This window comes from Aeromonas sp. 600527 (genome assembly GCF_049175415.1).
GTDB lineage: Bacteria > Pseudomonadota > Gammaproteobacteria > Enterobacterales > Aeromonadaceae > Aeromonas > Aeromonas veronii_A.
The window spans coordinates 87,446-113,749 of record NZ_JAAKVA010000007.1 but is presented as its reverse complement, the minus strand read 5'-3'; the positions used below and the strand labels follow the sequence as shown (position 1 = coordinate 113,749).

Annotated in this window: 23 protein-coding genes; 12 read left to right on the top strand and 11 right to left on the bottom strand. The window is 57.4% G+C overall.

Features of this window, described 5'->3' with window-relative positions:
* Positions 1–5: 5 nt before the first annotated feature.
* Both G5154_RS11185 and lpxL read right to left on the bottom strand, forming a co-directional pair.
* Positions 6–1,928 carry a PTS mannitol transporter subunit IICBA gene (locus G5154_RS11185; protein WP_421263936.1) on the bottom strand — a complete coding sequence of 641 codons (1,923 nt, stop codon included), beginning with the start codon at positions 1,926–1,928 and terminating at the stop codon, positions 6–8.
* A 628-nt stretch (positions 1,929–2,556) separates the two neighbouring features.
* The gene (gene lpxL / locus G5154_RS11180) at positions 2,557–3,480 is read right to left on the bottom strand and encodes an LpxL/LpxP family Kdo(2)-lipid IV(A) lauroyl/palmitoleoyl acyltransferase (protein ID WP_421263935.1); all 924 of its coding nucleotides are present in this window, start codon (positions 3,478–3,480) and stop codon (positions 2,557–2,559) included.
* 238 nt (positions 3,481–3,718) lie between these two features.
* On the opposite strand from lpxL, the gene hldE reads away from it, so the two are divergent.
* On the top strand, positions 3,719–5,146 hold the full coding sequence (gene hldE / locus G5154_RS11175) for a bifunctional D-glycero-beta-D-manno-heptose-7-phosphate kinase/D-glycero-beta-D-manno-heptose 1-phosphate adenylyltransferase HldE (RefSeq protein WP_040094022.1): 1,428 nt from the start codon (positions 3,719–3,721) through the stop codon (positions 5,144–5,146).
* 128 nt (positions 5,147–5,274) lie between these two features.
* Here the strand turns inward: hldE and tolC are convergent, their stop codons facing one another.
* Complete coding sequence (tolC, locus tag G5154_RS11170) at positions 5,275–6,609, bottom strand: outer membrane channel protein TolC (protein WP_216979537.1); 1,335 nt, start codon at positions 6,607–6,609, stop codon at positions 5,275–5,277.
* 305 nt (positions 6,610–6,914) lie between these two features.
* Between tolC and nudF the strand changes: the two genes are divergently transcribed.
* From nudF to parC, 10 genes are all read left to right on the top strand, one after another.
* Positions 6,915–7,556, top strand: coding sequence for an ADP-ribose diphosphatase (gene nudF / locus G5154_RS11165; RefSeq protein WP_005343102.1), 642 nt, complete (start codon positions 6,915–6,917; stop codon positions 7,554–7,556).
* Between the two features lie 46 nt (positions 7,557–7,602).
* The gene (locus G5154_RS11160) at positions 7,603–8,007 is read left to right on the top strand and encodes a DUF1249 domain-containing protein (protein WP_050552205.1); all 405 of its coding nucleotides are present in this window, start codon (positions 7,603–7,605) and stop codon (positions 8,005–8,007) included.
* Between the two features lie 22 nt (positions 8,008–8,029).
* A complete protein-coding gene (gene cpdA, locus G5154_RS11155; RefSeq protein ID WP_041234061.1) occupies positions 8,030–8,848 on the top strand; it encodes a 3',5'-cyclic-AMP phosphodiesterase in 819 nt (272 codons plus the stop codon).
* Positions 8,849–8,857: 9 nt separating this feature from the next.
* Entirely contained in the window at positions 8,858–9,445 is a 588-nt protein-coding gene (locus G5154_RS11150; RefSeq protein WP_005343106.1) for a YqiA/YcfP family alpha/beta fold hydrolase, read from the top strand.
* 2 nt (positions 9,446–9,447) lie between these two features.
* Positions 9,448–10,071: an NUDIX hydrolase gene (locus G5154_RS11145; RefSeq protein ID WP_421250968.1), complete on the top strand. Its 624-nt coding sequence runs from the start codon at positions 9,448–9,450 to the stop codon at positions 10,069–10,071.
* 196 nt (positions 10,072–10,267) lie between these two features.
* On the top strand, positions 10,268–10,510 hold the full coding sequence (locus G5154_RS11140) for a DUF1656 domain-containing protein (protein ID WP_421251000.1): 243 nt from the start codon (positions 10,268–10,270) through the stop codon (positions 10,508–10,510).
* On the top strand, positions 10,503–11,369 hold the full coding sequence (locus tag G5154_RS11135; RefSeq protein WP_421250969.1) for an efflux RND transporter periplasmic adaptor subunit: 867 nt from the start codon (positions 10,503–10,505) through the stop codon (positions 11,367–11,369). Before G5154_RS11140 ends, G5154_RS11135 begins: the two co-directional genes overlap by 8 nt.
* Before the next feature lies 1 nt (position 11,370).
* Positions 11,371–13,380 (top strand): FUSC family protein, encoded by a 2,010-nt coding sequence (locus G5154_RS11130; RefSeq protein WP_421250970.1) that lies wholly within the window; start codon positions 11,371–11,373, stop codon positions 13,378–13,380.
* 115 nt (positions 13,381–13,495) lie between these two features.
* Positions 13,496–15,406, top strand: coding sequence for a DNA topoisomerase IV subunit B (parE, locus tag G5154_RS11125; RefSeq protein ID WP_421250971.1), 1,911 nt, complete (start codon positions 13,496–13,498; stop codon positions 15,404–15,406).
* Between the two features lie 83 nt (positions 15,407–15,489).
* Complete coding sequence (gene parC / locus G5154_RS11120) at positions 15,490–17,784, top strand: DNA topoisomerase IV subunit A (RefSeq protein WP_421250972.1); 2,295 nt, start codon at positions 15,490–15,492, stop codon at positions 17,782–17,784.
* 62 nt (positions 17,785–17,846) lie between these two features.
* Here the strand turns inward: parC and G5154_RS11115 are convergent, their stop codons facing one another.
* The 5 genes from G5154_RS11115 to G5154_RS11095 all read right to left on the bottom strand — a co-directional run bounded on the left by G5154_RS11115 (position 17,847) and on the right by G5154_RS11095 (position 21,730).
* Positions 17,847–18,482: a hypothetical protein gene (locus G5154_RS11115; protein WP_421250973.1), complete on the bottom strand. Its 636-nt coding sequence runs from the start codon at positions 18,480–18,482 to the stop codon at positions 17,847–17,849.
* Positions 18,483–18,863: 381 nt separating this feature from the next.
* Positions 18,864–19,820 (bottom strand): putative phage abortive infection protein, encoded by a 957-nt coding sequence (locus G5154_RS11110; protein ID WP_421250974.1) that lies wholly within the window; start codon positions 19,818–19,820, stop codon positions 18,864–18,866.
* A gap of 617 nt (positions 19,821–20,437) precedes the next feature.
* Positions 20,438–21,013: a disulfide bond formation protein B gene (locus tag G5154_RS11105; protein ID WP_421250975.1), complete on the bottom strand. Its 576-nt coding sequence runs from the start codon at positions 21,011–21,013 to the stop codon at positions 20,438–20,440.
* Between the two features lie 9 nt (positions 21,014–21,022).
* A complete protein-coding gene (locus G5154_RS11100) occupies positions 21,023–21,181 on the bottom strand; it encodes a DUF5993 family protein (protein WP_411600785.1) in 159 nt (52 codons plus the stop codon).
* A 366-nt stretch (positions 21,182–21,547) separates the two neighbouring features.
* Positions 21,548–21,730 (bottom strand): hypothetical protein, encoded by a 183-nt coding sequence (locus G5154_RS11095; protein ID WP_421250976.1) that lies wholly within the window; start codon positions 21,728–21,730, stop codon positions 21,548–21,550.
* Positions 21,731–22,184: 454 nt separating this feature from the next.
* Here G5154_RS11095 and G5154_RS11090 point away from each other — a divergent pair, with 454 nt between their 5' ends.
* Positions 22,185–22,565, top strand: coding sequence for a VOC family protein (locus G5154_RS11090; RefSeq protein ID WP_124241602.1), 381 nt, complete (start codon positions 22,185–22,187; stop codon positions 22,563–22,565).
* A 105-nt stretch (positions 22,566–22,670) separates the two neighbouring features.
* Here G5154_RS11090 and G5154_RS11085 read toward each other — a convergent pair whose 3' ends face one another.
* From G5154_RS11085 to atcC, 3 genes are all read right to left on the bottom strand, one after another.
* Complete coding sequence (locus G5154_RS11085) at positions 22,671–24,158, bottom strand: peptide MFS transporter (protein WP_421250977.1); 1,488 nt, start codon at positions 24,156–24,158, stop codon at positions 22,671–22,673.
* 634 nt (positions 24,159–24,792) lie between these two features.
* A complete protein-coding gene (locus G5154_RS11080) occupies positions 24,793–25,176 on the bottom strand; it encodes a hypothetical protein (protein WP_421250978.1) in 384 nt (127 codons plus the stop codon).
* A 216-nt stretch (positions 25,177–25,392) separates the two neighbouring features.
* Positions 25,393–26,295: a cold adaptation protein AtcC gene (gene atcC / locus G5154_RS11075; RefSeq protein WP_421250979.1), complete on the bottom strand. Its 903-nt coding sequence runs from the start codon at positions 26,293–26,295 to the stop codon at positions 25,393–25,395.
* Positions 26,296–26,304 lie beyond the last annotated feature (9 nt).

The window sequence follows — 26,304 nt, the reverse complement described above, 5'->3', positions numbered from 1 at the left end:
GATGATTACGCAGCCTGTTCAGCACCCAGCAGATCCAGGAAGGCCTGGGGATCCGTGGTGCTGGCCAGCCGGTCGATGAGACCGGGTTCATCCAGTGCATTGGTCAGGCGGGTTATTACCTGCATGTGTTCGTCGTTGCGAGCGGCGATACCGATCACCAGCCGCGCCACCTCATCGGCAGCCTCGCCAAAGGCGACCCCGGCCGGGTACTGGCAGATGACGATGCCGGTACGCTTCACAAACTCCTTGGCGGCGATGGTGCCGTGGGGCACGGCGATGGATTCGCCGAGGTAGGTGGAGACCAGCTGTTCACGCTCCAGCATGGCGTTGACGTAGTCGGGCGCCACGTAGCCGCGCTCCGCCAGCAGTCGGCCTGCAGTCAGGATGGCGGCCTCCTTGTTGTCCGCTTTCAGTCCCAGATGCACGTCATGACGGCTCAGGGTGAACACTTCGGCCGCTTGCGGCTCATAGCTGTCGTCGTTGGCCGCCACCAGCAGTTGCGGGTTGGCGACATCATCGTTGGCGGCTTGAGTCAGACGCTGTACCAGCTCCTGATAGAGGCCGTTGTCGAGGAAGTTGGTGAGCGAGATATGGTGGGCATGCGGCGCATGGCGACGAGCCCGCTCGGTCAAATCCTTGTGGGTGATGACCCAGTCCACCTGATCGTCGAGCTGATCGATGGCGCGGTTGGTGACGCTGATATCGAGGCCGGCGGCCTGTACCCGCTTGCGCAGCATGCCGGCGCCCATGGCGCTGGAACCCATGCCCGCATCACAGGCGACCACGATATTGCGCACCGCCATCAGTTCGCCGCCCGGCTTCTTGGCCGCTGCGGTTTCTGGCTTGCCGCCCTTCATGGCTTTCATCTTGCGGGTGGCTTCACCGAGGGCATCGGCCTCGTCGGCTTCCGGCTGCTGGGCGCGGACGAACACGGCAGCGACTAGGAAGGAGACCAGAGTGGCGGCTGTGATGGAGAGCAGCACCCCGATCAGGGAGGCCTTCGGCGTCATCAGCAGCACGGCGAAGATTGAGCCCGGTGAGGCAGGGGAGACCAGACCTGCGTTGAACAGGGTCAGGGTAAAGACCCCGGTCATGCCGCCGGCGATCACCGCCAGAATGAGGCGCGGGTTCATCAGCACGTACGGGAAGTAGATCTCGTGGATGCCGCCGAAGAAGTGAATGATGGAGGCACCTGCAGCGGACTGCTTGGCGGCGCCACGACCGAACACCATGTAGGCCAGCAGTACGCCCATGCCCGGGCCCGGGTTTGCTTCAATCAGGAAGAATATAGAGCTGCCGTGCTCGGTCGCCTGCTGGATCCCCAGCGGCGAGAAGATGCCGTGGTTGATGGCGTTGTTGAGGAACAGGATCTTGGCCGGTTCGACAAAGATGGAGGTGAGCGGCAGCATGTGGTTATCCACCAGGAAGCCGACGCCACCGGCCAGCACGCCGGAGAGCACCTTGACGAAGGGGCCGATCACGAAGAAGGCGAGGATCGCCAGCAGCATGCCGATAAGGCCGGAGGAGAAGTTGTTGACCAGCATCTCGAAGCCGCTCTTGACGCGACCGTCCATCGCCTTGTCGAAGCGCTTGATGGCCCAGCCACCGAGCGGGCCGACCATCATGGCGCCCATGAACATCGGGATATCGGTCCCCACGATGACGCCCATGGTGGTGATGGCACCGACCACGCCGCCACGATCACCGCCCATCAGCTTGCCGCCGGTGTAGCCAATCAGCAGCGGCAGCAAGTAGGTGATCATGGGGCCGACCAGCTTGGCCAAGGTTTCATTGGGCAGCCAGCCGGTGGGGATAAAGAGGGCGGTAATAAAGCCCCAGGCGATAAAGGCGCCTATGTTGGGCATGACCATATTGGACAGGAAGCGTCCAAAATTCTGTATCTTGACTTTGGTATCCGGTGATAACATGTCGGGACCCCGTTTTAAGCCTGTTTGATTAAAAGTGGTAGTTCGGGATGGCCGGTTTTGCCGAACCTCCATCCCTGTCGTCTAAGCAACTTCAATCTACCAGCTTGCGATCAAATTAGGCTGAAAACGGGGTGTCTTGTGATCCACATCTCAGATACCCCGTCATACCCCCTCTCCAACCAGTGATGAAGATCACATTCGTGCGCTGTAATTCGGCTACATTTCGATCTTTTCTGTTTTTAATGACCATTTTTTGTGATTTAGATCACCAACTTAGCTTTGCCGTGCCCTTGTGTAAAAGTGATTTACTTCACAAATTCAGTTTTTGTATTCGAATGGGGCAAATCACTCAATAACTCATCAGCGGGTAGTGACGATGGATCTATCGAAATCTCTCTCTACTCACCAATGAATCAATAGTTTTGTAACCCGCTTTCAGTTTTTGCAGGCAGTGATGAGGGCTCTTTTGTGGCCGGTTGATGGAGATAGGCGGGAAAATGCAGGGTGTTATTGTGTGGCTTACGTTCGGGGAGCTTGCTTGCCACGCAGGGCTGGTAGCAGATAAAAACAAACCGCCAGCAGGCGGTTTGTCGGTTTTGGCGATGTGATCCCTGTCGGGGGTGGTCGCTTAGTAGAAGCTGGCATCCTCGGGGGAGGGGCGGGTCTTGAAGCGGCGATGGAGCCACATGTACTGCTCAGGTGCCTTGCGCACGGCAGCTTCAATCTCGCGGTTGGCGCGAGCCGCATCGACCAGGTCATCCCCACTCGGGTAGTCGGCGAGCGGCGCCCCGATATGCAGGGTGTAACCCTCGCTGGTGCGGATGTTGTAGCAGGGCAGGGTGACGGTGTTCTTCACCCGCGCCAGAGTGGCGGTGCCGGTGATGGTGGCCGCCTGCTCCACCGCGAAGTAGGGCACGAACACGCTGGCGTGGGAGCCATAGTCGTGATCCGGCGCGTACCAGAGGGCGTCACCGTTGCGCAGCGCCTTGATCATCCCCTTCACGTCCATCCGGTCTACCAGATATTTGTTGGAGGCGCAGCGACCGTGATACTGGGCATACTCCAGCACCGGGTTGGTGTTGGGGCGATAGACGCCGACCCCTGGCCGTACCAGACCGAAACAGCGGGCGTTGAGTTCAAGCGTCAGGAAGTGGCAGGAGAGCAGCAGCATGCCCTGACCTTTTTCCATGGCGGCAATGACATGCTCTTCCCCTTCCACCTTCATCAGGTTGCGCATCCGCCAGTCCGGCCAGAACCAGGCGATACCCACCTCGAATACGGCGCAGCCCACGCTCTCGAAGTTTTGCTTGAGCAGCTTCTCGCGCTCGGCCAGAGTCAACTCCGGCAGCGCCAGCTCCAGATTGCGACGGGCAATCTTCACCCGTGATTTGAGCACTTTGGCGGCGAGATGACCAAGCCGGCGACCCAGCCACATCTGGCTGCGCCAGGGCAGCAGAGTCAGCAGCCAGAGCAGGCCGAGGCCAAACCAGCTGGCCCAGTAACGGGGATGAAACAGGCGGGGCTCGAGGCGGGGAGCGTTGTCATGGGCCATGGAGAATCTCTTTGCTTGCGAAAACAATCGGGGGATTCTAGCCGAAAAGGGGGGGCGGGGGCGAATGGCTATCTGCTGGTCAGAGGGGCTGCTTGTGTCTTGTCCGTGTGGCGCGAAGGGTAACTATGGGTTTCCTGCCGCGTTCTTAATGGAAACCACAGGTTTGCTTTTTCTCCCTCAAATAAAAGAGTGTGATAAAATCGGCGACTGATTTTTCAGGTTTTGAGAGTCGATACAGATGAAGATCACCCTGCCCGAGTTTGAAAAAGCCCGCGTCCTGGTCGTTGGCGATGTCATGTTGGACCGTTATTGGCATGGCCCCACCGGCCGGATCTCGCCCGAGGCACCGGTGCCCGTGGTCAAGGTTGAACACATTGAGGAGCGTCCAGGCGGTGCCGCCAACGTGGCCCTCAACTCCGCCGCCCTTGGCGCTCATGCCGTGCTGCTTGGCCTGACCGGTCAGGATGAGGCTGCCGATGCTCTGGCTGGTCAGATGGCTGGTGTCAAGGTGGCCTGTGACTTCGTTCGTCTGGCCGACTTCCCGACCATCACCAAGCTGCGCGTGCTGTCCCGCAACCAGCAGCTGCTGCGTCTGGACTTTGAAGAGCCCTTCCACTCCGTCGATGCCACCCTGCTGATGAGCAAGGTCGAGCAGGCACTGCCAAACAGTGACGTGATGATCCTCTCCGACTACGGCAAGGGTGCCCTCAACGATGTGCCCGGCATGATCCAGCGTGCCCGCGCCGCCGGCATTCCGGTGCTGGTCGATCCCAAGGGAACCGACTTCGAGAAGTACCGCGGCGCCACCCTGCTGACCCCCAACATGTCCGAATTCGAGGCCGTGGTAGGCAAGGTGAAGAGTGAAGAGGAGCTGGTCGCCAAGGGACTGGATCTGGTCAAGCGCTTCGAGCTGGATGCCCTGCTGGTCACCCGTTCCGAGAACGGCATGACCCTGATCCGCGAAGGTCAGCCGGAGTTGCATCTACCGGCTCAGGCCCACGAGGTTTACGATGTGACCGGTGCCGGTGATACCGTGATCTCCACCCTGGCCACTTCGCTGGCGGCAGGCAAGAGCCTGGACGAAGCCTGTGCGCTGGCCAATACCGCTGCCGGTATCGTGGTCGGCAAGCTGGGTACCTCTACCGTGAGTCCGGTCGAGCTGGCCAATGCTCTCTATACCGAGCAGGAGACCGGCTTTGGCGTTATGTCCGAAGCTCAGCTGAAAGTGGCGGTTCGTGCCGCCCGTCTGCGCGGCGAGAAAGTGGTGATGACCAACGGCTGTTTCGACATCCTGCACGCCGGCCATGTCTCCTATCTGGCCAACGCGGGCAAGCTGGGGGATCGCCTGATCGTGGCGGTCAACACCGACGAGTCGGTTCGCCGTCTGAAAGGGCCGGGTCGTCCGGTCAACCCGACCGAGCGCCGCATGGCGGTGCTGGCTGCGCTTGGCGCGGTGGATTGGGTTGTGCCGTTTGGTGAAGATACCCCACAGCGCCTGATTGCCGAGATCCTGCCAGACCTCTTGGTCAAGGGCGGTGACTACAAGCCGGAAGAGATTGCAGGTTACGCCGAGGTGACTGCCAATGGCGGCGAGGTGCGCGTTCTCAACTTCGAGGATGGCTGCTCCACCACCGACATCATCAAGACGATCCGCGAGCGCGGCTAACGATAGTGTTTGCCCCACTGGATGGTGGGGCCGACAGACGGCGCGATAAACAGAGAGAGCCGCCGACAAGAATCCGGATAACAAAAAGGCGACCTTGCGGTCGCCTTTTTCATGTCCGATAACGGCTATCAGGCTTTGGCCTTGGCCTTGGCTTTTGCGGTGGCAGGCATCAAGCCCTGGTTTACTTCCACCAGATCCTGCGCTTCCAGCACACCGGCAGCCTGCTTCAGGCTCAGGATATTGAGGATGTAGTTGTAACGGGCTTCGGAGAGCTTCTGCTTGGCCTCGTAAAGCTTGCGAGTGGAGTCCAGCACGTCGACGATGGTACGGGTACCCACTTCGTAACCGGCTTCGGTCGCCTTCAGGGCGCTGTCGGCGGAGACCACAGACTGGCTGTAGGCACGTACCGAGCCGATGCTGGCATTCACGTTGTTATAGGAGGAGCGCACCGTGCTCTGCACCGAGCGGAAGTTCTTCTCAAGCAGCTCGCTGGCCGCAACATAGTTGTATTGAGCCTGCTTAACCTTGGAGCTGGTGGCGCCACCGCTGTAGAGGGGCAGCTTGAAGGTCAGACCGATATTGGCCTGGTTGTCATTGCCACCGTTCTGAATGCTATCCAGCTTGTAATCGGTATTGCTGGTTTGCAGGCCGGCGCCCAGATCCAGGGTCGGCTCGTGGCCGGTCTTGGCGAGATCGATCTGCTCCTTGGCGATGTCCTTGGCTATGCGGGCATTGTGCAGTTGCAGGTTCTTGTCCAGCGCCAGCTCCAGCCATTTGTCGGAACCGAAGGCGGTCTTCTGCGGGCTGAAGCGATCGGTATTGAGGATGTCCAGGTTGCGGTGATCAACACCGGTCAGCTCGCGCAGGGCTTCGTAGCTGTTATCCAGAGTATTCTCGGCATTGATCTCGTCAGCCAGCGCCTGGTCGCGAGAGGCTTCCGCTTCATGCACATCGGTGATGGCGGTCAAACCCACTTCGAAACGCTGCTGTGTCTGCTCCAGTTGGCGCTCTACTGCAACCTTGTTGGCACGCACAAACTCCAGGGTATCCATCGCCTTGAGCACATCAAAGTAGGCTTTGGCAGTGCGCACCATCAGGTTCTGGATTTCGAGGTTGTAGGCGACATCAGACTGGGTGGCCTGCTTCTCGCCGATATCCAGATTGACCCAGTTGCTGCGACGATAAAGGGATTGTGACAGCGTCAGCTCACCCTTGGCGTTGTTATTGGTCTGGGTATCGTTCTTGTTTTGCAAATAATTGAGCCCGGCGCCCAGATCAATCTGGGGTAGCAGGGGGGCGCGGAATTCGTTGATCTTTTCGAAGGCCTGGTCGCGAACGGCTTTGGACTGCAGCAACTGCGGGTCTTTCAGCTGGGCTTGTTGATAGATATCGAGCAGGTTTTCGGCGTGGGCACCGGCACTGACGCCCAGCAACACCATGACGGACAAGAGTGTTCTTTTCATAGATCGTTTTAACCTTATGTAGTAACCCAAACTGGTTGCTGGAGAGGGCAAATATTGTCGCCGACCAAGCTTGATTGCAGCTTAATCACTCTACTATAAGCAAAATTTAATGCGAAGTGTCTCGGGTCCGGTGACGGGAACGTCAAGAACCGGCTGCAGTTTTCTCCCCGAGTGCCTAGCCAAATGGTCTGTGGCTGCTAAAATCCACCCCTCATTACCATGTTACACCGAGTGAATGAATGTTCATTCATGTTCCTCGGATTTTATGGTCAAACTGGTTCAAGTCAAGCTGACGGGAGTCCCTGATGTCGCAGCAACCCTTGCCGCAAGATCGGCACTATGCCGCTGATGATGTGAAAATCATTGAAAAATCAGCTGGATATAACGGCTTTTTCAAGGTGAACGTCTATCGCCTGCAGCACAGGTTATTTGCTGGTGGTTGGAATCAGCCCATCGTACGCGAGCTGTTTGAACGGGGCCATGCTGCTGCGCTGCTCCCCTATGATCCGGTGCGCGACCAGATAGTGCTGGTGGAGCAGTTTCGCATCGGCGCCATGGAGACCAGCCCGACCCCATGGTTGCTGGAGCTGGTGGCCGGCATTATCGACGAAGGTGAGACTGCCGAGGCGGTGGTGCGTCGCGAAGCGGTGGAAGAAGCAGGGATCGAGGTAGCCCGCTGCGAACATGCCATCAGCTATCTGGTGAGCCCGGGCGGCAGTACCGAGCGGATCGAGGTCTATGTGGGCGAGGTGGATGCCAGCAAGGCGAGCGGTTTGCACGGTCTGGCGGATGAAGGCGAGGATATCCGGGTCCACGTGGTGAGCCGCGAGCAGGCCTACGCCTGGCTGAAAGAGGGGCGCATCGACAACGCCGCCTCGGTCATCGCCCTGCAGTGGCTGGCCCTCAACCACGGCGAGTTGCGCGCCCGCTGGTTGGCGGAGCGCTGAGTTGGCTCAGACCCAGCAACAGAGCAGGCGCTATGTGCCTGATCTGATGTCCTTGCAGCGTACCTGCGAGGTCAATTACATGGCGCTGATGAAACTGCTGCCGCCAGATGGGGAAGTCGGATCTGAACGCCGCTATCGTGTTGGCAACGATCTGCAGTTCCAGCTCACCATTTGTGGCGAGAGTCGCTTCACTTCTCAGGTTCTTTTGAGTCAGCACAATCCCGAGTTGCCCGAATATCTGCAGGCTCAAATCGAGATTCGTTTGTATCATGATGTGCGGATGGCGGAAGTGTGTGCAGCGCAACAGATTTCCCGTTTGCAACCACGTTATGATTACCCCAACAAAAAGATGCACCAGCGGGATGAAAAGGAGCAGGTAAATCTGTTTCTGGCCGAATGGCTGAAATTTTGTCTCAGGCATGGCACCAGCCCCATCAATATCTCCAGTTGAACAAATATAAAGAAGCGTGATTTTGGAAACAGAGCTCCCCCAGGCGCAGGACGGCAGTGTGCGCCTGTTGCAAATTACCGATACCCATCTCTTTGCCAGTGAAGAGGGACGGCTGCTGGCCGTGCGTACAGCAGAGAGTCTGGCTGCCGTGCTGGAACAGGTGCAGGCCAACGACCATCCCTACGAGGTGATCCTGGCGACCGGCGATCTGTCGCAGGATCACAGCCCGGAATCCTATCTGCGTTTTGCCTCCATGATGGCGCCTCTTGGCCGCCCCATCTACTGGTTGCCCGGCAATCACGATGACAGTCCGCTGATGACCGAATACCTCCATGCCGCCGGGATCAGTGAGTCCAAGCAGTTGGTGGGAAACCACTGGCAGGTGATCCTGCTCGACACCCAGGTGCGTGGCAAACCCCACGGCATGATCGGTGATCACCAGCTGGAAGCGCTCGACCGTGCTCTGCGCCAGTATCCGGATCGCCACGCCCTCATCGCCCTGCACCATCAGGCGGTGCCGGTGGGTTGTGCCTGGCTGGATCAGCACAATCTCAAGAATGCCGATGACCTGTTTGCCGTGCTGGCTCGCCACCCGCAGCAGAAGACCATTCTGTTTGGCCACGTCCATCAGGAGTTTGACGAGGTGCACCGCGGCGTGCGGCTGATCGCCAGCCCATCGACCTGCATCCAGTTCAAACCACTCTGTGACGGTTTCGCGCTGGACGAGTCCGGCCCGGGCTGGCGCTACCTCACCCTCTACCCTGATGGCCGTATCGCCAGCCAGGTGTGGCGTCTGCCGGTGGGGCAGTTTGTGCCCGACCCCAATGCCACCGGTTATTGAGGAGTCGCCATGAAGCCCGTTCTCCTCTACCTGCACGGTTTCAACTCCTCACCCGGTTCCGCCAAGGCGCAGCAGATGGCGGCCTGGGTGGCCACCAACCGACCCGATATAGAGGTGGTGATCCCGGCCCAGCCCAATACGCCAGCGGCAGCCTGGGCGGCCATCGAACAGACCATTGCCAATTTGCAGAGCCGCTATGGTAGTGAATTCAAGCTCGGCGCCGTGGGTAGCTCCCTCGGTGGCTTTATGGCGACCCGGGTCAGCGAGCAGTACGGCTGCCGCGCGGCCCTAATCAATCCCGCGGTGCGCCCGCATGAGCTGCTCTGTGACTACCTTGGCCCCCAGACCAATCCCTATACGGGTGAGCAGTACCAGCTGCTGCCTGAACATATGGATGAGCTGCGAGCGCTGGCGGTACCGGTGACGGCGCCGGAGCGACTCTGGATCCTGCAGCAGCAGGGAGATGAGGTGCTCGACTATCGCAAGGCGCTGGATGAATACCGTTTTGCCCGCCTCTCGCTGGAGTGCGGCGGCAACCACGCCTTTGTCGCGTTTGAGCGTTACCCCGCCCAGATTATCCGTTTCCTCGGGCTTTAATCATGCAACCGCCGTTGTCCGCCTTTCTGGAACAGGTACTGGCCACGGCGCAAGCGGGCCTCACCTACTCCAAAGACCCCTTCGATATCGGCCGTTTCGAGGCGCTGCGAGCGGCCACCGTGGCCCTTATTGCCAGCCAGAGCGAGCTGGCGCCGGAAGCCATTAGCGACTGGATTGCCCTCGATCACGGTTATCCCACCCCCAAGCTCGATGTGCGGGCCTTCATTCAGAACGATGCGGGCCATATTCTGCTGGTGCAGGAGCGCAGCGACGACTGCTGGACTCTGCCCGGTGGCTGGTGCGATATCGGTGACTCGCCGGCGGATGCCGTGGTGCGTGAAGCCGTTGAGGAAACCGGCCTTGCGTGTCGGGCGGTGCAACTGCTGGCCCTGTTCGACAAGCTAAAACACCCTCATCCACCCCAGTTGCCCCACGCCCACAAGGCTTTCTTCCTGTGCGAGGTGACCGGCGGCCAGCTGCTGGGCGAAACCGATGAAACCAAAGGGGCGGGGTACTTCCCCATCGACGACTTGCCCCCGCTCTCCTGCCATCGGGTGGTGGCCTCCCAGTTGCGCACCCTCCATGAGCACTTGCTGCAGGGGCGGCGCGATACCCTGTTTGATTGACATCTGAGGAAGTGAACCCGTTCGAGCTGGGGGAGGTGCCGACGCGCGATGGCGTGCACCATCCAGCGGATCGACAGGCCTGAACGAAAGGGGCTCATATGTTCCTGTTGCGCCCTGCGGGGCAGTGTTAATCTTTAGCGGCCTGTTTACTTTGCCTCGCCCGGGGCAGGGGATGGCCGAACTCTTCTGAACTTCACTGCCAACAGGGAACACGTTTGTGACAACTCCTTCTGCGCTGCCGGATCTGGTACTGGGCGCCTCTCTGTTCTTTCCGCCGCTGTTCAAGGCGGTGCTGCTCGGCCTGCTCTGCTGGCTGCCGGTGCATCATCTGCTGCGTGACTGGCTCTATGGCGGGGATGTCTGGCACCCCATGTTGATGGATCTCTCTCTCTTTATCCTCGCCGTCAGCGGCGCTTTATGGATGCTGTTACATGTCTAAATCACCTCTCGCGACCCTCAAATACTTCTCTACCCTGCTGGTCTGCGCGCTGGCGCTGGCGGCGGGCTGGTGGCTGTGGAACTACTACATGCAGGGGCCCTGGACCCGGGATGGCAAGGTGCGCGCCGAGCTGGTCAGCATTACCCCCGAGGTGTCGGGCAAGATCATCAAGATAGCGGTGAAGGACAACCAGCTGATGAAGGCGGGGGAGGAGATCTTTACGCTCGACCCCGAGCCCTACCGGATCGCCCTCGATAATGCCCGGGCGGCGCTGGCCAAGGCGAAATCGGATCTCGACAAGGCCGAGCACGAGGCGAACCGCCGTAGCGGCCTGTCGCGCAGCGTCATCTCAGCCGAGACGATGGACGAAGCGCGCCTCAATGCCCAGGCGATGCAGGCGGCCTATCAGGTGGCACAGGCCAATCTGGAGAAGGCGGAGTGGTCGCTGGCCAAGACCCGGGTACATGCCGCGAGCGATGGCTACATCACCAACCTGCAGACCCGGGTCGGCAACTATGCCAGCGCCGGCGTGCCGTTGGTGGCGCTGGTTGATACTCACTCCTTCTATGTGCAGGGTTACTTTGAAGAGACCAAGCTCGGCCACATAGCACCGGGCAAACCGGCCGAAGTGGTGCTCTACAGCGGTGAGCAGCGGTTGCGCGGCGAGGTGGAGAGCATAGGGCGCGCCATCCACGATCAGAGCGTCGATGGCGGCAACGGTCTGCTGATCGACGTCAAACCCAACGTGCCCTGGGTGCGGCTGGCCCAGCGGGTGCCGGTGCGGATCAAGCTGCTGGATGTGCCGGCGGACGTGACGCTGATCGCCGGTACCACCTGCACCATCACCATTGGCGAGTAGGGTGAGCGAGTCGTTCTGGCTGCGTACCCCCTGGGGGAGGGCGACAGGGGGGCAGTGGCGTTATGCCCTGCGCAACGCGCTGGCCATGTGCCTGTCGCTCTGGCTGGCCTTCGTGCTGCAGCTCGACTCCCCCTACTGGGCGATGAGCTCGGCCGCGGTGGTGAGTTTTCCCACCGTGGGCGGGGTGATCAGCAAGAGTCTGGGACGGGTGGTTGGCAGCCTGATGGGGGCGATGGCGGCGGTGGTGATCACCGGTCTTGGTATCAGCGAGCCCTGGCTGTTCAGTTTCCTCATCGCCCTCTGGCTGGGCTTGTGCACCTACATCTCCAACCACTATCAGAACAACGTCTCCTACGCCTTTGCCCTCGGCGGTTACACCGCCGCCATCATCGCCTTCTCCTGCGTCAATGTGGCGGATCCCCACCATATCTTCGATATTGCCCAAGCGCGGGTGAGCGAGGTGATCATCGGTATCCTCTGCGGCGGCCTGATGATGATGATCCTGCCCAGCACCTCGGACAGCGAAACCCTGCTGGAATCCCTGCGCAAGAGCCAGACCCGCCTGCTGGAGCATGCCCAGCTGCTCTGGCTGGGGGAGATGACGCCCGAGGTGCGCAGCTCCCACGAAGGGCTGATCGGCCAGATCCTCACCATGAACGTGCTGCGCATACAGGCGGTCTGGAGCCATCACCGGTTGCGGCGCCAGAACCGGCTGCTCAACTTCCTGCTCCATCGCCAGCTACGGCTCATCAGCCTTATCTCCAGCCAGCGCCGCATGCTGCACAACTGGCCGGAACAACCGGAAGGCATTCAGGCGCTGCTCGCCACCCTGCTGATCGAGCTTGGCAAGCCGGGGTGCGACAAGTATCGGGTTGCGAGGTTGCTGGCTCCCCTGATGCCGACCGGCGAGCATGATTATCGACTGCGCACCTTTTTGCTGCGGCTGCGCCACTTCTGCTGGAGCTATCTGGAGTGTCAGCGTTGGCTCGACCGGTTGTCCTGCTACGACGATCAGGAGTGGCCGGCGCCGCCCCGTCACACCTCCCTCACCAGCCATACCGACACGCTGGAGGCCGCCTATAACGGCGGGCGCACCTTCCTCTGCGTGCTGCTCGGCTGCACCTTCTGGATCAACAGTCAATGGGATGCGGGCAGCTCGGCGCTCACCATGCTCTCCATCTGCTGCGTGCTCTACTCGGCGACCCCGGCCCCGGCTCAGGGGGCCAACACCATGCTCAGGGCGATCCTGCTGCTCAGCCTCATCTGCTTTGCGGTCAAGTTTGGCCTGATGATCCGCATCGACGATTTCTGGATCTTCTGCCTCTTGCTCTTTCCGGCGCTGCTCACCATGCAGCTCTGCAAACAGCAGCAGGTGCGGCAGGCGGGCCTCTGGGGTCAGATGATCGTGCTGCTCGGCTCCTTTCTCGCCATCACCAATCCACCCAGCTACGACTATCAGCAGTTTATCAACAGCAGCCTCGCCCAGATGCTGGGGGTGATGAGTGCCGCGCTGGCGTTTCAGCTGCTGCGACCCAGCTCGGATCGGCGCAAGAGCCGCCGGATTATCCGCTCCCTGCGCCGCCACTTCATGGATCAGCTGGAGCCGGCCCCGCGCCAGAGCGAGAGCCAGTTCGAGTCGCTGATCTACCACTGCATCAGCCAGCTCGGTCAGAGTCAGGATCAGACCGCCCGCCTCTGGGTGCTGCGCTGGGGCGTGGTGCTGCTCAACTGCAGCCATATCGTCTGGCAGCTGCGCCAGTGGCGCGGTGACGAACATCCTCTCTATCTGGTGCGTGACAACTGTATCCGCAGCCTGAAGGGGATCCTCACCGAGCAGGGGGTGCAGCACGCCTCCCTCGACCGCACGCTGGCCGAGCTGCAGCGGATCAGTCAGGGGTTGGCCAACCATGGCGATGGCACGGCGCGAGAGCTGGCAGGCATGGTGTGGCGGCTGCAAAGTTCGCTCTCCCAGCTGCAACAGGCGCTGCCGGGCCCCGCCGAAGGGAGCTGAAACAGCCTTGGGAGGGGCACAATCCCCTCCGGATCACCCTTTCCCGCAGCCAAGTTTGTCCAATACCCTCCCAACGAGTAAGATTCTCCCCAAACGTCAATTCGCAAGGCCCTCCATGTCTACTCAATACAATGCGGATGCCATTGAGGTCCTCAATGGCCTTGAACCGGTGCGTCGCCGCCCCGGCATGTATACCGACACCACCCGGCCCAACCACCTCGGCCAGGAGGTCATCGACAACAGCGTCGATGAAGCGCTGGCAGGTCACGCCCGCAATCTGGAGGTGATCCTGCATGAAGACCAGTCCCTCGAAGTGATCGACGACGGCCGCGGCATGCCGGTCGATATCCACCCGGAAGAGGGTGTCAGCGGGGTGGAGCTGATCCTCTGCAAGCTGCACGCGGGCGGCAAGTTCTCCAACAAGAACTACCAGTTCTCCGGCGGTCTGCACGGGGTGGGTATTTCGGTAGTAAATGCCCTCTCCGATCGGGTCGAGGTGACGGTACGTCGCGACGGTCAGGTCTACGACATCGCCTTCGAGCGTGGCGAGAAGGTGCAGGAGCTGACCATCACCGGCACTTGCGGCCGTCGCAACACCGGCACCCGGGTGCGCTTCTGGCCGCAGGCGAGCTACTTCGATTCTCCCAAGTTCTCGGTCACCAAGCTGGAGCACCTGCTCAAAGCCAAGGCCGTGCTCTGCCCCGGCCTCACCATCAAGTTCCTCGACAAGAACACCGGCATCAAGCTGGAGTGGTGCTACGAAGATGGCCTCAAGGATTATCTGGTCGACGCGGTCAAGCAGTTCACCTGCCTGCCGGAGCAGCCCTTTATCGGCTCGTTCAGCTCCGAACAATCGGCGGTGGACTGGGCGCTCTGCTGGTTGCCGGAAGGGGGCGAATGCCTCGCCGAATCCTATGTGAACCTCATTCCCACCGCCCAGGGCGGTACCCACGTCAACGGCCTGCGTCAGGGCCTGCTCGACGCCATGCGCGAGTTCTGCGAGTTCCGCAACCTGCTGCCGCGCGGGGTCAAGCTGACCCCGGAAGATATCTGGGATCGCTGTGCCTACATCCTCTCCATCAAGATGCAGGATCCGCAGTTCGCCGGTCAGACCAAGGAGCGCCTCTCCTCCCGCCAGAGCTCGGCATTTGTCTCCGGCGTGGTGAAGGATGCCTTCAGCCTCTATCTGAACAGCAATACCGAGCTGGCGGAGCAGATCGCCGAGATCTGTATCTCCAGCGCCCAGCGCCGGATGCGCGCCGCCAAGACGGTGGTGCGCAAGAAGATTACCCAGGGCCCGGCCCTGCCCGGCAAGTTGACTGACTGTAACTGCGCCGACCCCATGCAGGGGGAGCTGTTCCTGGTGGAGGGTGACTCTGCGGGCGGCAGTGCCAAGCAGGCGCGGGATCGCGAGTTTCAGGCCATCATGCCGCTGCGCGGCAAGATCCTGAACACCTGGGAGGTGGAGGCCGGTCAGGTGCTCGCCTCGCAAGAAGTACATGACATCTCGGTGGCTATCGGTCTTGACCCCGACTCCAACGACCTCAGCGGCCTGCGCTACGGCAAGGTGTGCATCCTCGCGGATGCGGACTCGGACGGTCTGCACATCGCTACTCTGCTCTGCGCCCTGTTCGTGAAGCACTTCCGCGCGCTGGTGGAGAAGGGCCACGTCTATGTCGCCATGCCGCCGCTTTACCGGATCGATATCGGTAAAGAGGTCTACTACGCCCTCGACGAGGACGAGAAGAACGGCGTGTTGCAGCGGGTCGAGGCCGAGAAGAAGAAAGGCAAGGTGATGGTGACCCGATTCAAGGGTCTGGGTGAGATGAACCCGAAACAGCTGCGGGAAACCACCATGGATCCCAACACCCGCCGTCTGGTGCAGCTCACCATGGAGCCGGCAGGAGAGAGCGAAGGGGATGCGGCTGACGAGACCCTGCAGCTGATGGACATGCTGCTGGCCAAGAAACGGGCGAGCGATCGCCGCGAATGGCTGGAAGAGAAGGGCAACCTCGCCATCATCTAAGCCGTCGTCCGGCCCTGTCGGGGCCGGCAAGCATTTAGCCGGAGTCTCCCTTTGGCGGCTCCCAAACCGAAAGAGAAAATCACATGAGTGATGCTATCGAGCTCAGTCTGGACGGGGTAGAGCGCCAGCCAATGCGCACCTTTACCGAACAGGCTTACTTGAACTACTCCATGTACGTCATCATGGATCGGGCCTTGCCGCATATCGGCGACGGCCTCAAACCGGTGCAGCGGCGCATCATCTACGCCATGAGCGAGCTGGGTCTGTCGGCGCTCTCCAAGCACAAGAAATCCGCCCGTACCGTGGGTGACGTGCTGGGTAAGTACCACCCCCACGGCGACAGCGCCTGTTATGAAGCCATGGTGCTGATGGCCCAGCCCTTCTCCTACCGCTACCCGCTGGTGGATGGTCAGGGCAACTGGGGTGCGCCGGATGATCCCAAATCCTTCGCCGCCATGCGTTATACCGAGGCGCGGCTGTCCCGCTTCTCCGAGCTGCTGCTCTCAGAGCTGGGGCAAGGCACGGTGGAGTGGACGCCGAACTTTGACGGCACCATGAAGGAACCGGTGGTGCTGCCTGCCCGCCTGCCGCACATCCTGCTCAACGGGGTGACCGGTATCGCGGTGGGGATGGCGACCGATATTCCGCCCCACAACGCGCGGGAAGTGGCCTACGCCTGTGCCGAGCTGCTCGACAACCCCAATGCGGGGCTCGATGTGTTGATGCAGCACATTCAGGGGCCGGACTACCCGACCAACGCCGAGATCATCACGCCGCGCGACGATATCCGCAAAATCTACGAGACCGGCAAGGGCTCCATCAAGCAGCGGGCGGTTTGGAGCGAGGAGGATGGCGACATCGTCATCACAGCGCTGCCTCATCAGGCCTCCGGCGCCAAGATCATGGAGCAGATCGCCGCCCAGATGGTGGCGAAAAAGCTGCCGATGGTCACCGATCTGCGCGATGAATCTGACCACGAGAACCCGACCCGTCTGGTGATCGTGCCGCGCTCCAACCGGGTGGATGTGGAGGGGCTGATGGCCCACCTGTTCGCCACCACGGATCTGGAGAAGAACTACCGGGTCAACCTCAACATCCTCGGCCTCGACAACCGGCCGCAGGTGAAGTGCCTCAAGACCATCCTCAGCGAGTGGATCCAGTTCCGCCGCGAGACGGTGCGTCGCCGCTTGCAGTTCCGCCTCGACAAGGTGCTGGCTCGCCTGCACATCCTTGAAGGCTTGCTGATCGCCTACCTCAACATCGACGAGGTGATCGAGATCATCCGCACCGAGGATGAGCCGGGCAAGGTGATGGTGGAGCGCTTCAACATTACCGAGACCCAGGCCGAAGCGATCCTCGAGCTGAAACTGCGCCATCTGGCCAAGCTCGAAGAGTTCAAGCTGCGCGCCGAACAGAACGAACTGGCCGAAGAGCGTGACAAGCTGGAGCTGATCCTGGGCTCCGAGCGTCGCCTCAACACCCTGCTCAAAAAAGAGCTGCTGGCCGATGCCGAGAAGTACGGCGACGATCGCCGCACCCCGCTGGTGGAGCGTGCCACCGCCGTGGCGCTGACTGAGAAAGAGCTGGTGCCGAGCGAGCCGGTCACCGTCATCCTCTCCGACAAGGGGTGGGTGCGCGCCGCCAAGGGCCACGATGTGGATGTCGAGGGGCTCTCCTACAAGGCGGGGGACAATTACCTCACCCACGCCTTTGGCCGCAGCAACCAGCAGGCGGTGTTCCTGTCGAGCTTTGGCCGCACCTACTCGCTGGAGGCGCACACCCTGCCCTCCGCCCGCAGTCAGGGCGAGCCGCTTACCGGCCGCTTTGCGCTGGGGGCAGGGGAAGAGGTGCGTCATCTGGTGATGGGCAACGAAGGCGAGCCGTATCTGATCGCGAGCGACGCCGGTTACGGTTTTGTCTGCACCTATGACGATCTCATCGGCAAGAACAAGAACGGCAAGGCGCTGCTCACCGTGCCGGAAGGGGGTCTGGTGATGGCACCCCAGAAGATTGGCTCGCCAGAGACCGATCTCTGCATGGCCATCTCCAACGAGGGGCGCATGCTGTTGTTCCCGCTCAACACCCTGCCGGTGCTCGGCAAGGGCAAGGGCAACAAGCTCATCAGCATCCCGTCGGCGCGCGTCAAGGCGCGGGAGGAGTTTGTGGTGATGGCCGCCGTGATCCCGCAGGGCCAGTCGGTTACCCTGTTTGCCGGCAAGCGCAAGCTGACCCTCAAACCCTCTGATCTCGACTACTACCGCGGCGAGCGCGGCCGTCGCGGCGCCAAGCTGCCCCGCGGTTTGCAGCGGGTCGATCGCATCGAGATTGAACCCGCCGCTGGAACCGAACCGGTAGCCGGGGAAAATCAGGAAGGGTAATCAGTAATGAAGGGCGCGATTAATCGCGCCCATTTATATCAACGTAAAAGAAAATCATACAATCATATTTTGCATTCTTTCATATACTTTTCTAACTCAGAGAAATATTCTCTTTTATTTCGCATGTATTTTTTAAACTGTTGTGCTTGTTCGTCTTGGCTACTAGGGTCAAAAGTAAACCATTGTGGTGGCTCAGGATGTTTCTCCATATACTTTTTTATTTGAAAATCGACTTCACGCAATGTGTTATCAATAGATGATACAGTTTTTGCATAATCTATTTCCAATGGAATTATGACTTTAAATACAGTAAAGAAAATAGGAGTTAATAAGAACAAAACAACTAAGGAAAAAATAATCTGGCTAAAAATCCAACCTGTATTCATGGATGATAGCACTAAGCCTATAAAGCATATTACTGAGAAAAATAAACAAAACCTTTTGGCGGCATTAACTTTCTCCATTGGATGGGATATTGAAAAAGGAAACCAAGCATCCTCCTCATAACCGTCGAATAATTCATTTAAATAATGAGAGTATCTTTTTCTACCTTTAATTTTAAATCTGAAATTCTGAGCGTGTCTTTTTTTGTAGTAGTTTACAATTCTGTCTACGCTAACCCACTCTGCAATAAAATAAATAGCAGTAAATAGTTGAAATAAACTTTGTAAGTTATTTATAGGTATACCATCCTGCATATATATTCCTTTTTTATTTGGTGGCGATTAATGAAGTGAAGTTTTATTCATAATAATTCACATAAACTGGGTAGTCTAGGTCATTGTATGGTTATATGATAAATTTATTGAGTTAATCTTATGTTAATGCTTCAATATAGAAGAGAGAAATAAAGAGAGTTGGCGTCTAATTTTTATTTGTTAGTTAATATAATTATTGACTATGTCTTGTTGTCACGCTTGCATTGCATATAAGTAAATATAAATTTAACCAGTAGTAACTGCGATCTCGTAACAGATAATTGTCAGTTAACAAGAGATTGGTAAATAAAGGGAGTGATTTTTGCTCCCTTTATTTAGTTTTAGGCTAAAAGTTAGTATTGTAGAAAATAATGATGAAATTCAAAGTATATTTATTAGGTCATTATTTATATCTTGTTCAGATGGCATGTCTATCATCAATGTTCTACATTCTTGGTTGTTAATTGAGTATAATAGTCCAAGATTGTTAATTATCTCTGTGATGTTTTGTTCTCTATTAGAGCAGCAGTAATAGAATAGAGTTACAAGTTCATATTTCGAAAGTTGAGAAATAACAAATTTAATGTACAGTTCTTTGTTCTCAGACTTTCCAACAAAGTCAGCAATGAACTTTATGTTTTTTATATAGCCGTTTATAAACTCGCCATAATTATGCTCGAGTGTAGAAATAGCATTCGAGTACATATTTACTCTGTCGTTATGGGATAATTTATAAAACCAAACTGTCCCTAGATCTTGAAGTGCTTGTGCCATTTCCTTTGTTTCATAATTCACTGAGCCTAAATAACGCTTTATATATTCCCACCTTGAATTGTAGTTATCTAATTTGAGAAGCTCATCCTTGAACTCTGTTACTCTTTCATCAAAGATATGGTTTTTATAGAATGCTGATAATATTTTTATATAATGAGTGTCACTGATTTCATTTGGTATGTTACATAGTAAATTCCTAGCATTGTGCATTGACTGTAATTCAAGTTCATGCTTTATTTCCTCAACCATTGCTTTGAAAATGGCTATGCCTTGAAGTGAGCTGCCATTAATGAGTATTGAGGAGTTTAATATACGATTACTTAATAAATCCATGGACTTATAAAAAATTTGATCTTGCTCCATTTTCAAGTTTTGTTGGTTGTTTTTATATATTGAGTAAATAACAGCAAAAAAACCTAGAGTTCCATATACTCCACCAACATATGAACCAAAATCTGACCAACTGGAAGTGTTGACAGAAAAACCTCCGTGAAAATTTAAGAAGTAAATTGCTAGTGGAGAGATGAACAATAATGCTAGAATAATTTTATTATTTTTTTTCATTTGATATCAATAAGTTATTAGATGGCTATTTTACAAGGAAAATATTATATATTTAAAGTTAGTAACACTCAATGTACCACGTCATAACTTGTTGGTAAGGATAGGTTTGATTACTGAAGTGTAATCAGACGATCGCGAAAACAGGTTGCCGTAATTCTGCCGGTGTTCCAGCTGATCTCTTTTCTATGTCCATCGCCACTGGGATTGCGGTGCGGACGATTACGCTTCGCTAATCGACCCTACGTGCTCCTGCTTGATTCAACGCTCTGCGGCTTGTCGGTGGCTTCTGTTGTGATGGTTTGTTCCCCCTCATCCCCGACCCTTCTCCCGCAAGGGGAGAAGGGAGCGCCGCTCGTAGCAAAATCGGATGGCGGTGACATAAGCGGCTGGTGATGCGTGGCTTAGAAGAAGGCAGCTAGAGCACTAGGCAGGTTCGATACAGTCCCCTCTCCCCTTGGGAGAGGGTCAGGGTGAGGGGAGGCAACCGTAGGGTGCAATGAAATTGCACCGCTATTAAACCCGCGAGGTTGCCGTTGCAACGGGCCGGGTTTATTGCGCCTTTCACCAATATAAGGCGGCAATAAAAGGTGGCGGACTGGGCGCCACCTTGGGGATGATTAACGCAGGCTAAGCAGCTCATAGATAACGGGATTATCGGCGCACTGTCCCGCGCCGCACTCCAGCACGGTAGAGATCAGGTTTGCCGCAATCAGCAAGACAAACAGCAGGGAGGCGATACGCCCCCAGCGCGCCAGATCCAGCTTGGGCAGCGCAATAGCGAGCCCGTCCCGCACCATCAATATCAGGGCGACAGCCAGGATGATCAGCAGGGCGCTGACCAGCGACCAGCTATAAAAGTGCAGCCCGAGAAAGGTGGAACCATAGCCGGGATCGCCGGGCAGAATATGCAGCAGCACCTGTCTGGCGCCGATCATGGCGGTGGTCAGGGCGCCGACAATCACGATGCCGTAGTGGGCCCCTTTTGCGCCAAATTGCAGGTTGAACATAAAGCCGAAACCGGCGATGACCAGGCCGACCCGCTGCAATAAACACAAGGGGCAGGGGAGTTCGGCCAGATAGAGCTGGTAATAGAAGGCGACGATCAGGGTCAGACAGATGCCCGCCAGCCCCAGCGTATCGAGCAGCTGGGGCAGATCACTCTTCGCGGCGGTGGCAGAGGTCGAAAGGCTCATGGCGGGCTCCTAGAACGAGAGGGTGAGCGGGTCGGTCACATGGTGCATAAAGGAGAGCAGGGTCACCACCAGCAACAGAGCCCAGAGCAGATAAGAGGCGCCACGTTTGTGCAGCAAGATGCTGATCCCCGTTATCAGCGCCAGCAGGAAGGGTAAAAACATATACATCTCATCTCTCCTTATCATGGTGAGCCGGGCTCACAAGGCTTTGAGTATATGGCGGGCGGCACAGGGCGACTCCGATAACTGCGGTCGCTATATGGCTCCGACTTCATTCATCGTACCCCTGTCGGCGGGAAATACCTACCGGACTGCTGACGTTGTGTCGATTCCCCTTACCCCCGATCTGCGTGATTGTTTCATCAGTGCGACAGTAAAAAATAGATTGGCTTCTTTGGTGCAAAAATGATCACTGGCGTCGCACCGCCAGCCTGAAACGAACCCGCCATGCCGCCAAAAGCAGAGGCCCCGCAATCCATGATTGCGGGGCCTCTGGTCTTGTTTGCGGCTCACGCTGCCAGTGGTTCCAATCGATCAGACGGGGATAGCTGTCGCCGCCGGTTGCGGGGTGATTTTCGAGGCGATCAGCAGGCGCAGACGGGGCACCAGCAACAGCAGGATGATCCCGCCCGCCATCGAGCCCCAGCCCAGCATATTGAACACCGAGCTGTAGCCCGGGTTGGTGGCCACCGGAGAGCTGCCGATATTCTGCGGCATGGCGCTGGAGGCCCGTAGGTCTGATTAGCGAAGCGTAATCAGACGATCGCGAAAACGGATTGCCACAATTTTGCAGGTGCTCCAGCAGATCTATATGTTCATTGCCACTGAGGTTGCTGTGCGGACGATTACGCTTCGCTAATCGACCCTACGCGCTCCTGCTTGATTTAACGCTCTGCTGCTTGTCGATGGTTTGCCCCCTCATCCCCGACCCTTCTTCCCTTGTCTATGGCAAAGAGTGGGAGAAGGGAGCAGAGATCGCAGCCATTTTGGTATGGCGTGACAACTAGGGCCAAAGGTTGGCATGCACTTGTCCCCTGCGAGATCGTGCTTCTCAGCGCACCATCTGGTCTTTTGACCCGTCTGCGTGGATCTGATGGATGGCTTCATGGCAATAATGGGGGCATGATTCGGTCTGCACGGTGCTATCGCTAGCTAACAAGGAAGGGGTTAGATGGTAAATATTGGGATGCATTTTGAAATTCCGGTGACGGATATGCAGCGGGCAATCGCCTTTTATTCTGCTGTTTTTGATATCGAGTTCGAGCGTGCTGATATCGATGGCAATGAGATGGCGCTATTCCCGCTTATTGATGGTGCTGAGGGCTGTTCCGGTGCGTTGGCTAAAGGGGAGAGCTATGTTCCGAGTCTGGATGGCACGCGTATTTATCTGACCGTGAACAATATTGATCGTGTCATGGCGGCTGCTCTATCGGCGGGCGCCAAGTTACTTTATCCCGTGACCCTGGTGGGGGAAGCCATCAAGGTGGCCGAGTTTCAGGACTCTGAAGGTAACCGGATTGCCTTGCTGGATAAGGCGATTTGCGCTGATTAGCGAAGTCTAAACGATCCATCCCACCAAAAGCAGAGGCCCCGCAATCCATGATTGCGGGGCCTCTGGTCTTGTCTGCGGCTCACGCCGCCAAGTGGTTCAAACCGATCAGACGGGGATAGCTGTCGCCGCCGGTGGCGGAGCAATTTTCGAGGCGATCAGCAGGCGTAGACGGGGCACCAGCAACAGCAGGACGATCCCGCCCGCCATCGAGCCCCAGCCGAGCATATTGAACACCGAGCTGTAGCCCGGGTTGGTGGCGACCGGGGTGCTGCCGATATTTTGTGGCATGGCGCCGGAGACATAGCCCGCCAGCACAGAGGCGACGCCGGTCACCATCATCCAGCAGCCCATCATCAAGCCTTGCAGGCTGGCGGGGGCCAGCTTGCCAATCATGGCGTAACCGATGGGGGAGATCAGCAGCTCGCCAAAACTCTGCAGTACATAGCTGATGGCGATCCACTTGAAGGCGACCAGTCCATCGGCACCCGCCAGATGGATACCGATCGGCAGCACCAGCATGCCGAGCCCCATGCAGAACAGGGAGGCGGCAAACTGGGAGGGGATGTCGATATTCCAGCCCTGCTCGCGCAGCCGCTTGAACAGCAGCGCCATCAGCGGGCCACCGATGACGATGACAATGGTGTTGATGTTCTGGATCCACTGGGGGGCGACCCGCAGCCCGAACACGTTGAGGTTGATGTTGTGCTCGGAGAAGAGCATCAGCCCCATGGGCGCCAGCTGGTAGAGCGACCAGAAGATGAGGGAGCCGAGGGCAAGGATCAGGTAGGCCACCATGCGGCTGCGCTCGGCGGCGTCCGGATGGCGGGCGGTCATCACGCAGAGCAGCACCAGCACCACGGCCCCCAAGATAAGCACAAAGCTGCCGCTGAAGCTGGCGTGGGTCAGCAGCAGGCGCAGCGCCGGCACCAGCATGGCCAGAATGGCGATCCCGGCCAGCATACGGCGGTAGAAGCCGCTCCCTTTGACATGGCGCAGCGGGGTGCTGATATCCGCCAGAATCGGCCAGCAGGCGAAGGTGGCGATGATGGCGATGATGTTGCCCAGCGTCGCAAACAGGAACAGGGTGCGGTAATCCTCGGTGAGCTGGAAGTAGCCCGCCACCGTGAAGCCGATAAAGAAGCCCAGATTCATCCCGGCGTAGTTCCACAGGAAGGCGCTCTCGCGGCGGTGATCATCCGGGGCGAAGCGCTGGGTCAGCATCATGTTGAGGCAGGTGACGTTGAGGCCGCTGCCGGTGAGGAACATGGCGAGCCCCCAGTAGAGGCCGGTGATCCCCATCTCGGCGATGAAGTAGCAGCCGATCACCTGCAGCACCATCCCCATCACGAACAGGTTGCGGTTGCTGAGGTAGCGCCCGCCGAGATAGCCGCCAAATAGGTGCAGGCCATAGTTGAAGGCCCCGAAGACCCCCATCATGGCGTTGGCCTGGGATTCGCTAAAGCCGAGCCGCTTGGTGGCGTAGAGCACCAGCGTGGAGTAGAGCACGGCAAACCCCAGGGTCGAGAAGGTCTGGATAAAGAACAGCGCCCCGGAGCCGGGGGGAATGGTGGGGTGTTGATTCGAAGCGCTCACGGTCTGTCTCCTGTGAGAGAAGAAAGTCATTACTCGTCCTGAGAGCGTACCGGTCTGCTGCCGGCTAGCCTTGTGCGCTTCCATGCTGGTCTGAAGGCCGGTCTGTCATTTAGCGGCCAAGCGGTGCAAATAGCCATACCTGAAATTTAATCTGGCGAGATTAATTGTCTTTTATTGATCTATTCCGGTTTTTTATGCGGTTTTGACTGCTGAAAAACTGGCGCTGGCCGGGTAGGCATTAGAGGGTGCGGGGTTGAATGAAGCCCATTTTGGTCTTGGCTGATCTGATAGTGGGATCGCCATCGCGCTTTTGGCTGCTCTTTCACCATTGCCGCCGGCATGTTGAGTGACAGCTTATTTATTCAGTTTCACTGTTTGAGTGAATAAATATTGAAAATGAGGGCTTGATCAGAACCTGATGATATGGGGAATTTTTGAGCGTTTCATCGCAGGGGCTAATATATATTCTTGTTGTAATAACGTGATACAGATTAGTTTCGACAGATAGGTGACTTAAGATAGCCTGATAATATATCAACCAGAGCATTTGGGGGCTGGGAATCGTGATGCTATCCTTTATGAAAATATGTTTATTTTGCATTCCTTGAGTATTTCCCTCAGAGATAAAATCTGATTATGGTGAGGAAAGCTCGTAGTCCGGTGTGATAATAGAACCTTTCCGATAGGTCATATACACAATGGTTCCTTCCTCATCGACCATGGCATATGGCCATTTTCCGTTGGCTCCGTACATGGCCACATAGAGTGGGTTGAAATAATCTTGAGTCTGACCAGCCGGGTCATACGGTAGTCGAACATGATAGATTGGATATTTACCATCGTTACATAACTCGACTTTTTTTAATATAACGCCTCGTTCCAGTAATACCTTTCTGGTCGGATGTTGCCAATTTTCCAAATCTACATTTTTACAATTATTGGCGACTTCTTTATAAAGGCGGGTATCTGACAGTAACGGAGTATTGGCGCTGATAAGCATTAAAAGTGGCAGCAGCATAAAAATCTGACCTGTATTATTACCGGTTTATTCAGCCCTGAATCAGGGGCGCAGTATAGCTGCGAACAAGGTTTGAATGAAGCTATCTGAACTGGTTGCATCCCGATTTTTACGTCAATTGTAGGGGGCTGATGACGTAGATATAACAACGCCCGGCGGGCCGGGCGTTGAGTTATCCCACATGGGGGCGCAACAAAAGAGGCGGCGAAGCGCGCCCTAGAAGTTGTGGTAGAGCGGCCAGCCGAGCAGCGGGTGCTTGAGACCGGCGCGCATCTCGACGTTGTCGAGCTTCTCCGGTGAGGCGTTCTCTTTTTGCAGCAGCTGGTACTGGCGCACAAAGCCGAGGGTGTGCAGCAGGTTGGGCACAAAACCCGGGCTCAACTCCTGCCGCAGTGCGGCGGCCATGTCGGCGGGCAGCGCGTTCAGCATCAGGGTGAGCTGGGCGGCGAGGTAGTCGGTGTCGTACCAGCTCTCGTCGAGCTCAATCTCCCGCGCCAGTTTGCGCTTGAGATCCTGCTTCACCTTGAGCGGGGCGGCGCCACTGCCCTTGCCGCAGAGGATGCGGTAGAGCAGCGCTTCGGCCAGCTTGTCCTCCATGGTGGGGTGGTCGCTTTCGCAGGCGAAGAAGTGCTGGTCGATGAGCTCCATCAGGCGGCTCTTGTTGTGCTCGGTCAGCGCCTTCTCGTACTCCTGCCACCCTTGCCACTCCTCCACATCGGGCGGGCTCGAGATCTTGTCCAAGAGCCGCGCATCCACGTCACCGTAGAGGCTGTTGCCAGCCTGCTTGGGGCTGACGGTAATGAGCATCGACCAGCCCTTCTGGAACGGCTTGATGGGGCCTTCAGGCGCCTGCAGCAGCGCCAGCGCCTTGGCCGGATCCCGTGCCGAGAGCTCCTGCAGGCCGAGGCTCACCACGCCGATGACGTCGTGGGCCGCCTGCTCCAGCAGGTGCATCTTGTACTTGTTGTAGTACTTGTCGGCGAATTTGAGGCTCATCAGCACCGCCTTGCCCTTGATGGCGGTCAGCTGCTGCTGACTCAAGAGTTCGTTGTCGCGGCCAAAGCGCAGCACCTGGGTCAGAAAGGGGCCCTGGTTGGCATCGCGAATGACTAACTGCATGAATGGGCT

Excerpts from the sequence above, each read along its gene's own strand:
- G5154_RS11185 (WP_421263936.1), bottom strand. The coding sequence starts at position 1,928 with ATGTTATCACCGGATACCAAAGTCAAGATACAGAATTTTGGACGCTTC.
- lpxL (WP_421263935.1), bottom strand. The coding sequence starts at position 3,480 with ATGGCCCATGACAACGCTCCCCGCCTCGAGCCCCGCCTGTTTCATCCC.
- hldE (WP_040094022.1), top strand. The coding sequence starts at position 3,719 with ATGAAGATCACCCTGCCCGAGTTTGAAAAAGCCCGCGTCCTGGTCGTT.
- tolC (WP_216979537.1), bottom strand. The coding sequence starts at position 6,609 with ATGAAAAGAACACTCTTGTCCGTCATGGTGTTGCTGGGCGTCAGTGCC.
- nudF (WP_005343102.1), top strand. The coding sequence starts at position 6,915 with ATGTCGCAGCAACCCTTGCCGCAAGATCGGCACTATGCCGCTGATGAT.
- G5154_RS11160 (WP_050552205.1), top strand. The coding sequence starts at position 7,603 with ATGTCCTTGCAGCGTACCTGCGAGGTCAATTACATGGCGCTGATGAAA.
- G5154_RS11150 (WP_005343106.1), top strand. The coding sequence starts at position 8,858 with ATGAAGCCCGTTCTCCTCTACCTGCACGGTTTCAACTCCTCACCCGGT.
- G5154_RS11145 (WP_421250968.1), top strand. The coding sequence starts at position 9,448 with ATGCAACCGCCGTTGTCCGCCTTTCTGGAACAGGTACTGGCCACGGCG.
- G5154_RS11135 (WP_421250969.1), top strand. The coding sequence starts at position 10,503 with ATGTCTAAATCACCTCTCGCGACCCTCAAATACTTCTCTACCCTGCTG.
- parE (WP_421250971.1), top strand. The coding sequence starts at position 13,496 with ATGTCTACTCAATACAATGCGGATGCCATTGAGGTCCTCAATGGCCTT.
- parC (WP_421250972.1), top strand. The coding sequence starts at position 15,490 with ATGAGTGATGCTATCGAGCTCAGTCTGGACGGGGTAGAGCGCCAGCCA.
- G5154_RS11115 (WP_421250973.1), bottom strand. The coding sequence starts at position 18,482 with ATGCAGGATGGTATACCTATAAATAACTTACAAAGTTTATTTCAACTA.
- G5154_RS11110 (WP_421250974.1), bottom strand. The coding sequence starts at position 19,820 with ATGAAAAAAAATAATAAAATTATTCTAGCATTATTGTTCATCTCTCCA.
- G5154_RS11105 (WP_421250975.1), bottom strand. The coding sequence starts at position 21,013 with ATGAGCCTTTCGACCTCTGCCACCGCCGCGAAGAGTGATCTGCCCCAG.
- G5154_RS11100 (WP_411600785.1), bottom strand. The coding sequence starts at position 21,181 with ATGTATATGTTTTTACCCTTCCTGCTGGCGCTGATAACGGGGATCAGC.
- G5154_RS11095 (WP_421250976.1), bottom strand. The coding sequence starts at position 21,730 with ATGCCGCAGAATATCGGCAGCTCTCCGGTGGCCACCAACCCGGGCTAC.
- G5154_RS11090 (WP_124241602.1), top strand. The coding sequence starts at position 22,185 with ATGGTAAATATTGGGATGCATTTTGAAATTCCGGTGACGGATATGCAG.
- G5154_RS11080 (WP_421250978.1), bottom strand. The coding sequence starts at position 25,176 with ATGCTGCTGCCACTTTTAATGCTTATCAGCGCCAATACTCCGTTACTG.
- atcC (WP_421250979.1), bottom strand. The coding sequence starts at position 26,295 with ATGCAGTTAGTCATTCGCGATGCCAACCAGGGCCCCTTTCTGACCCAG.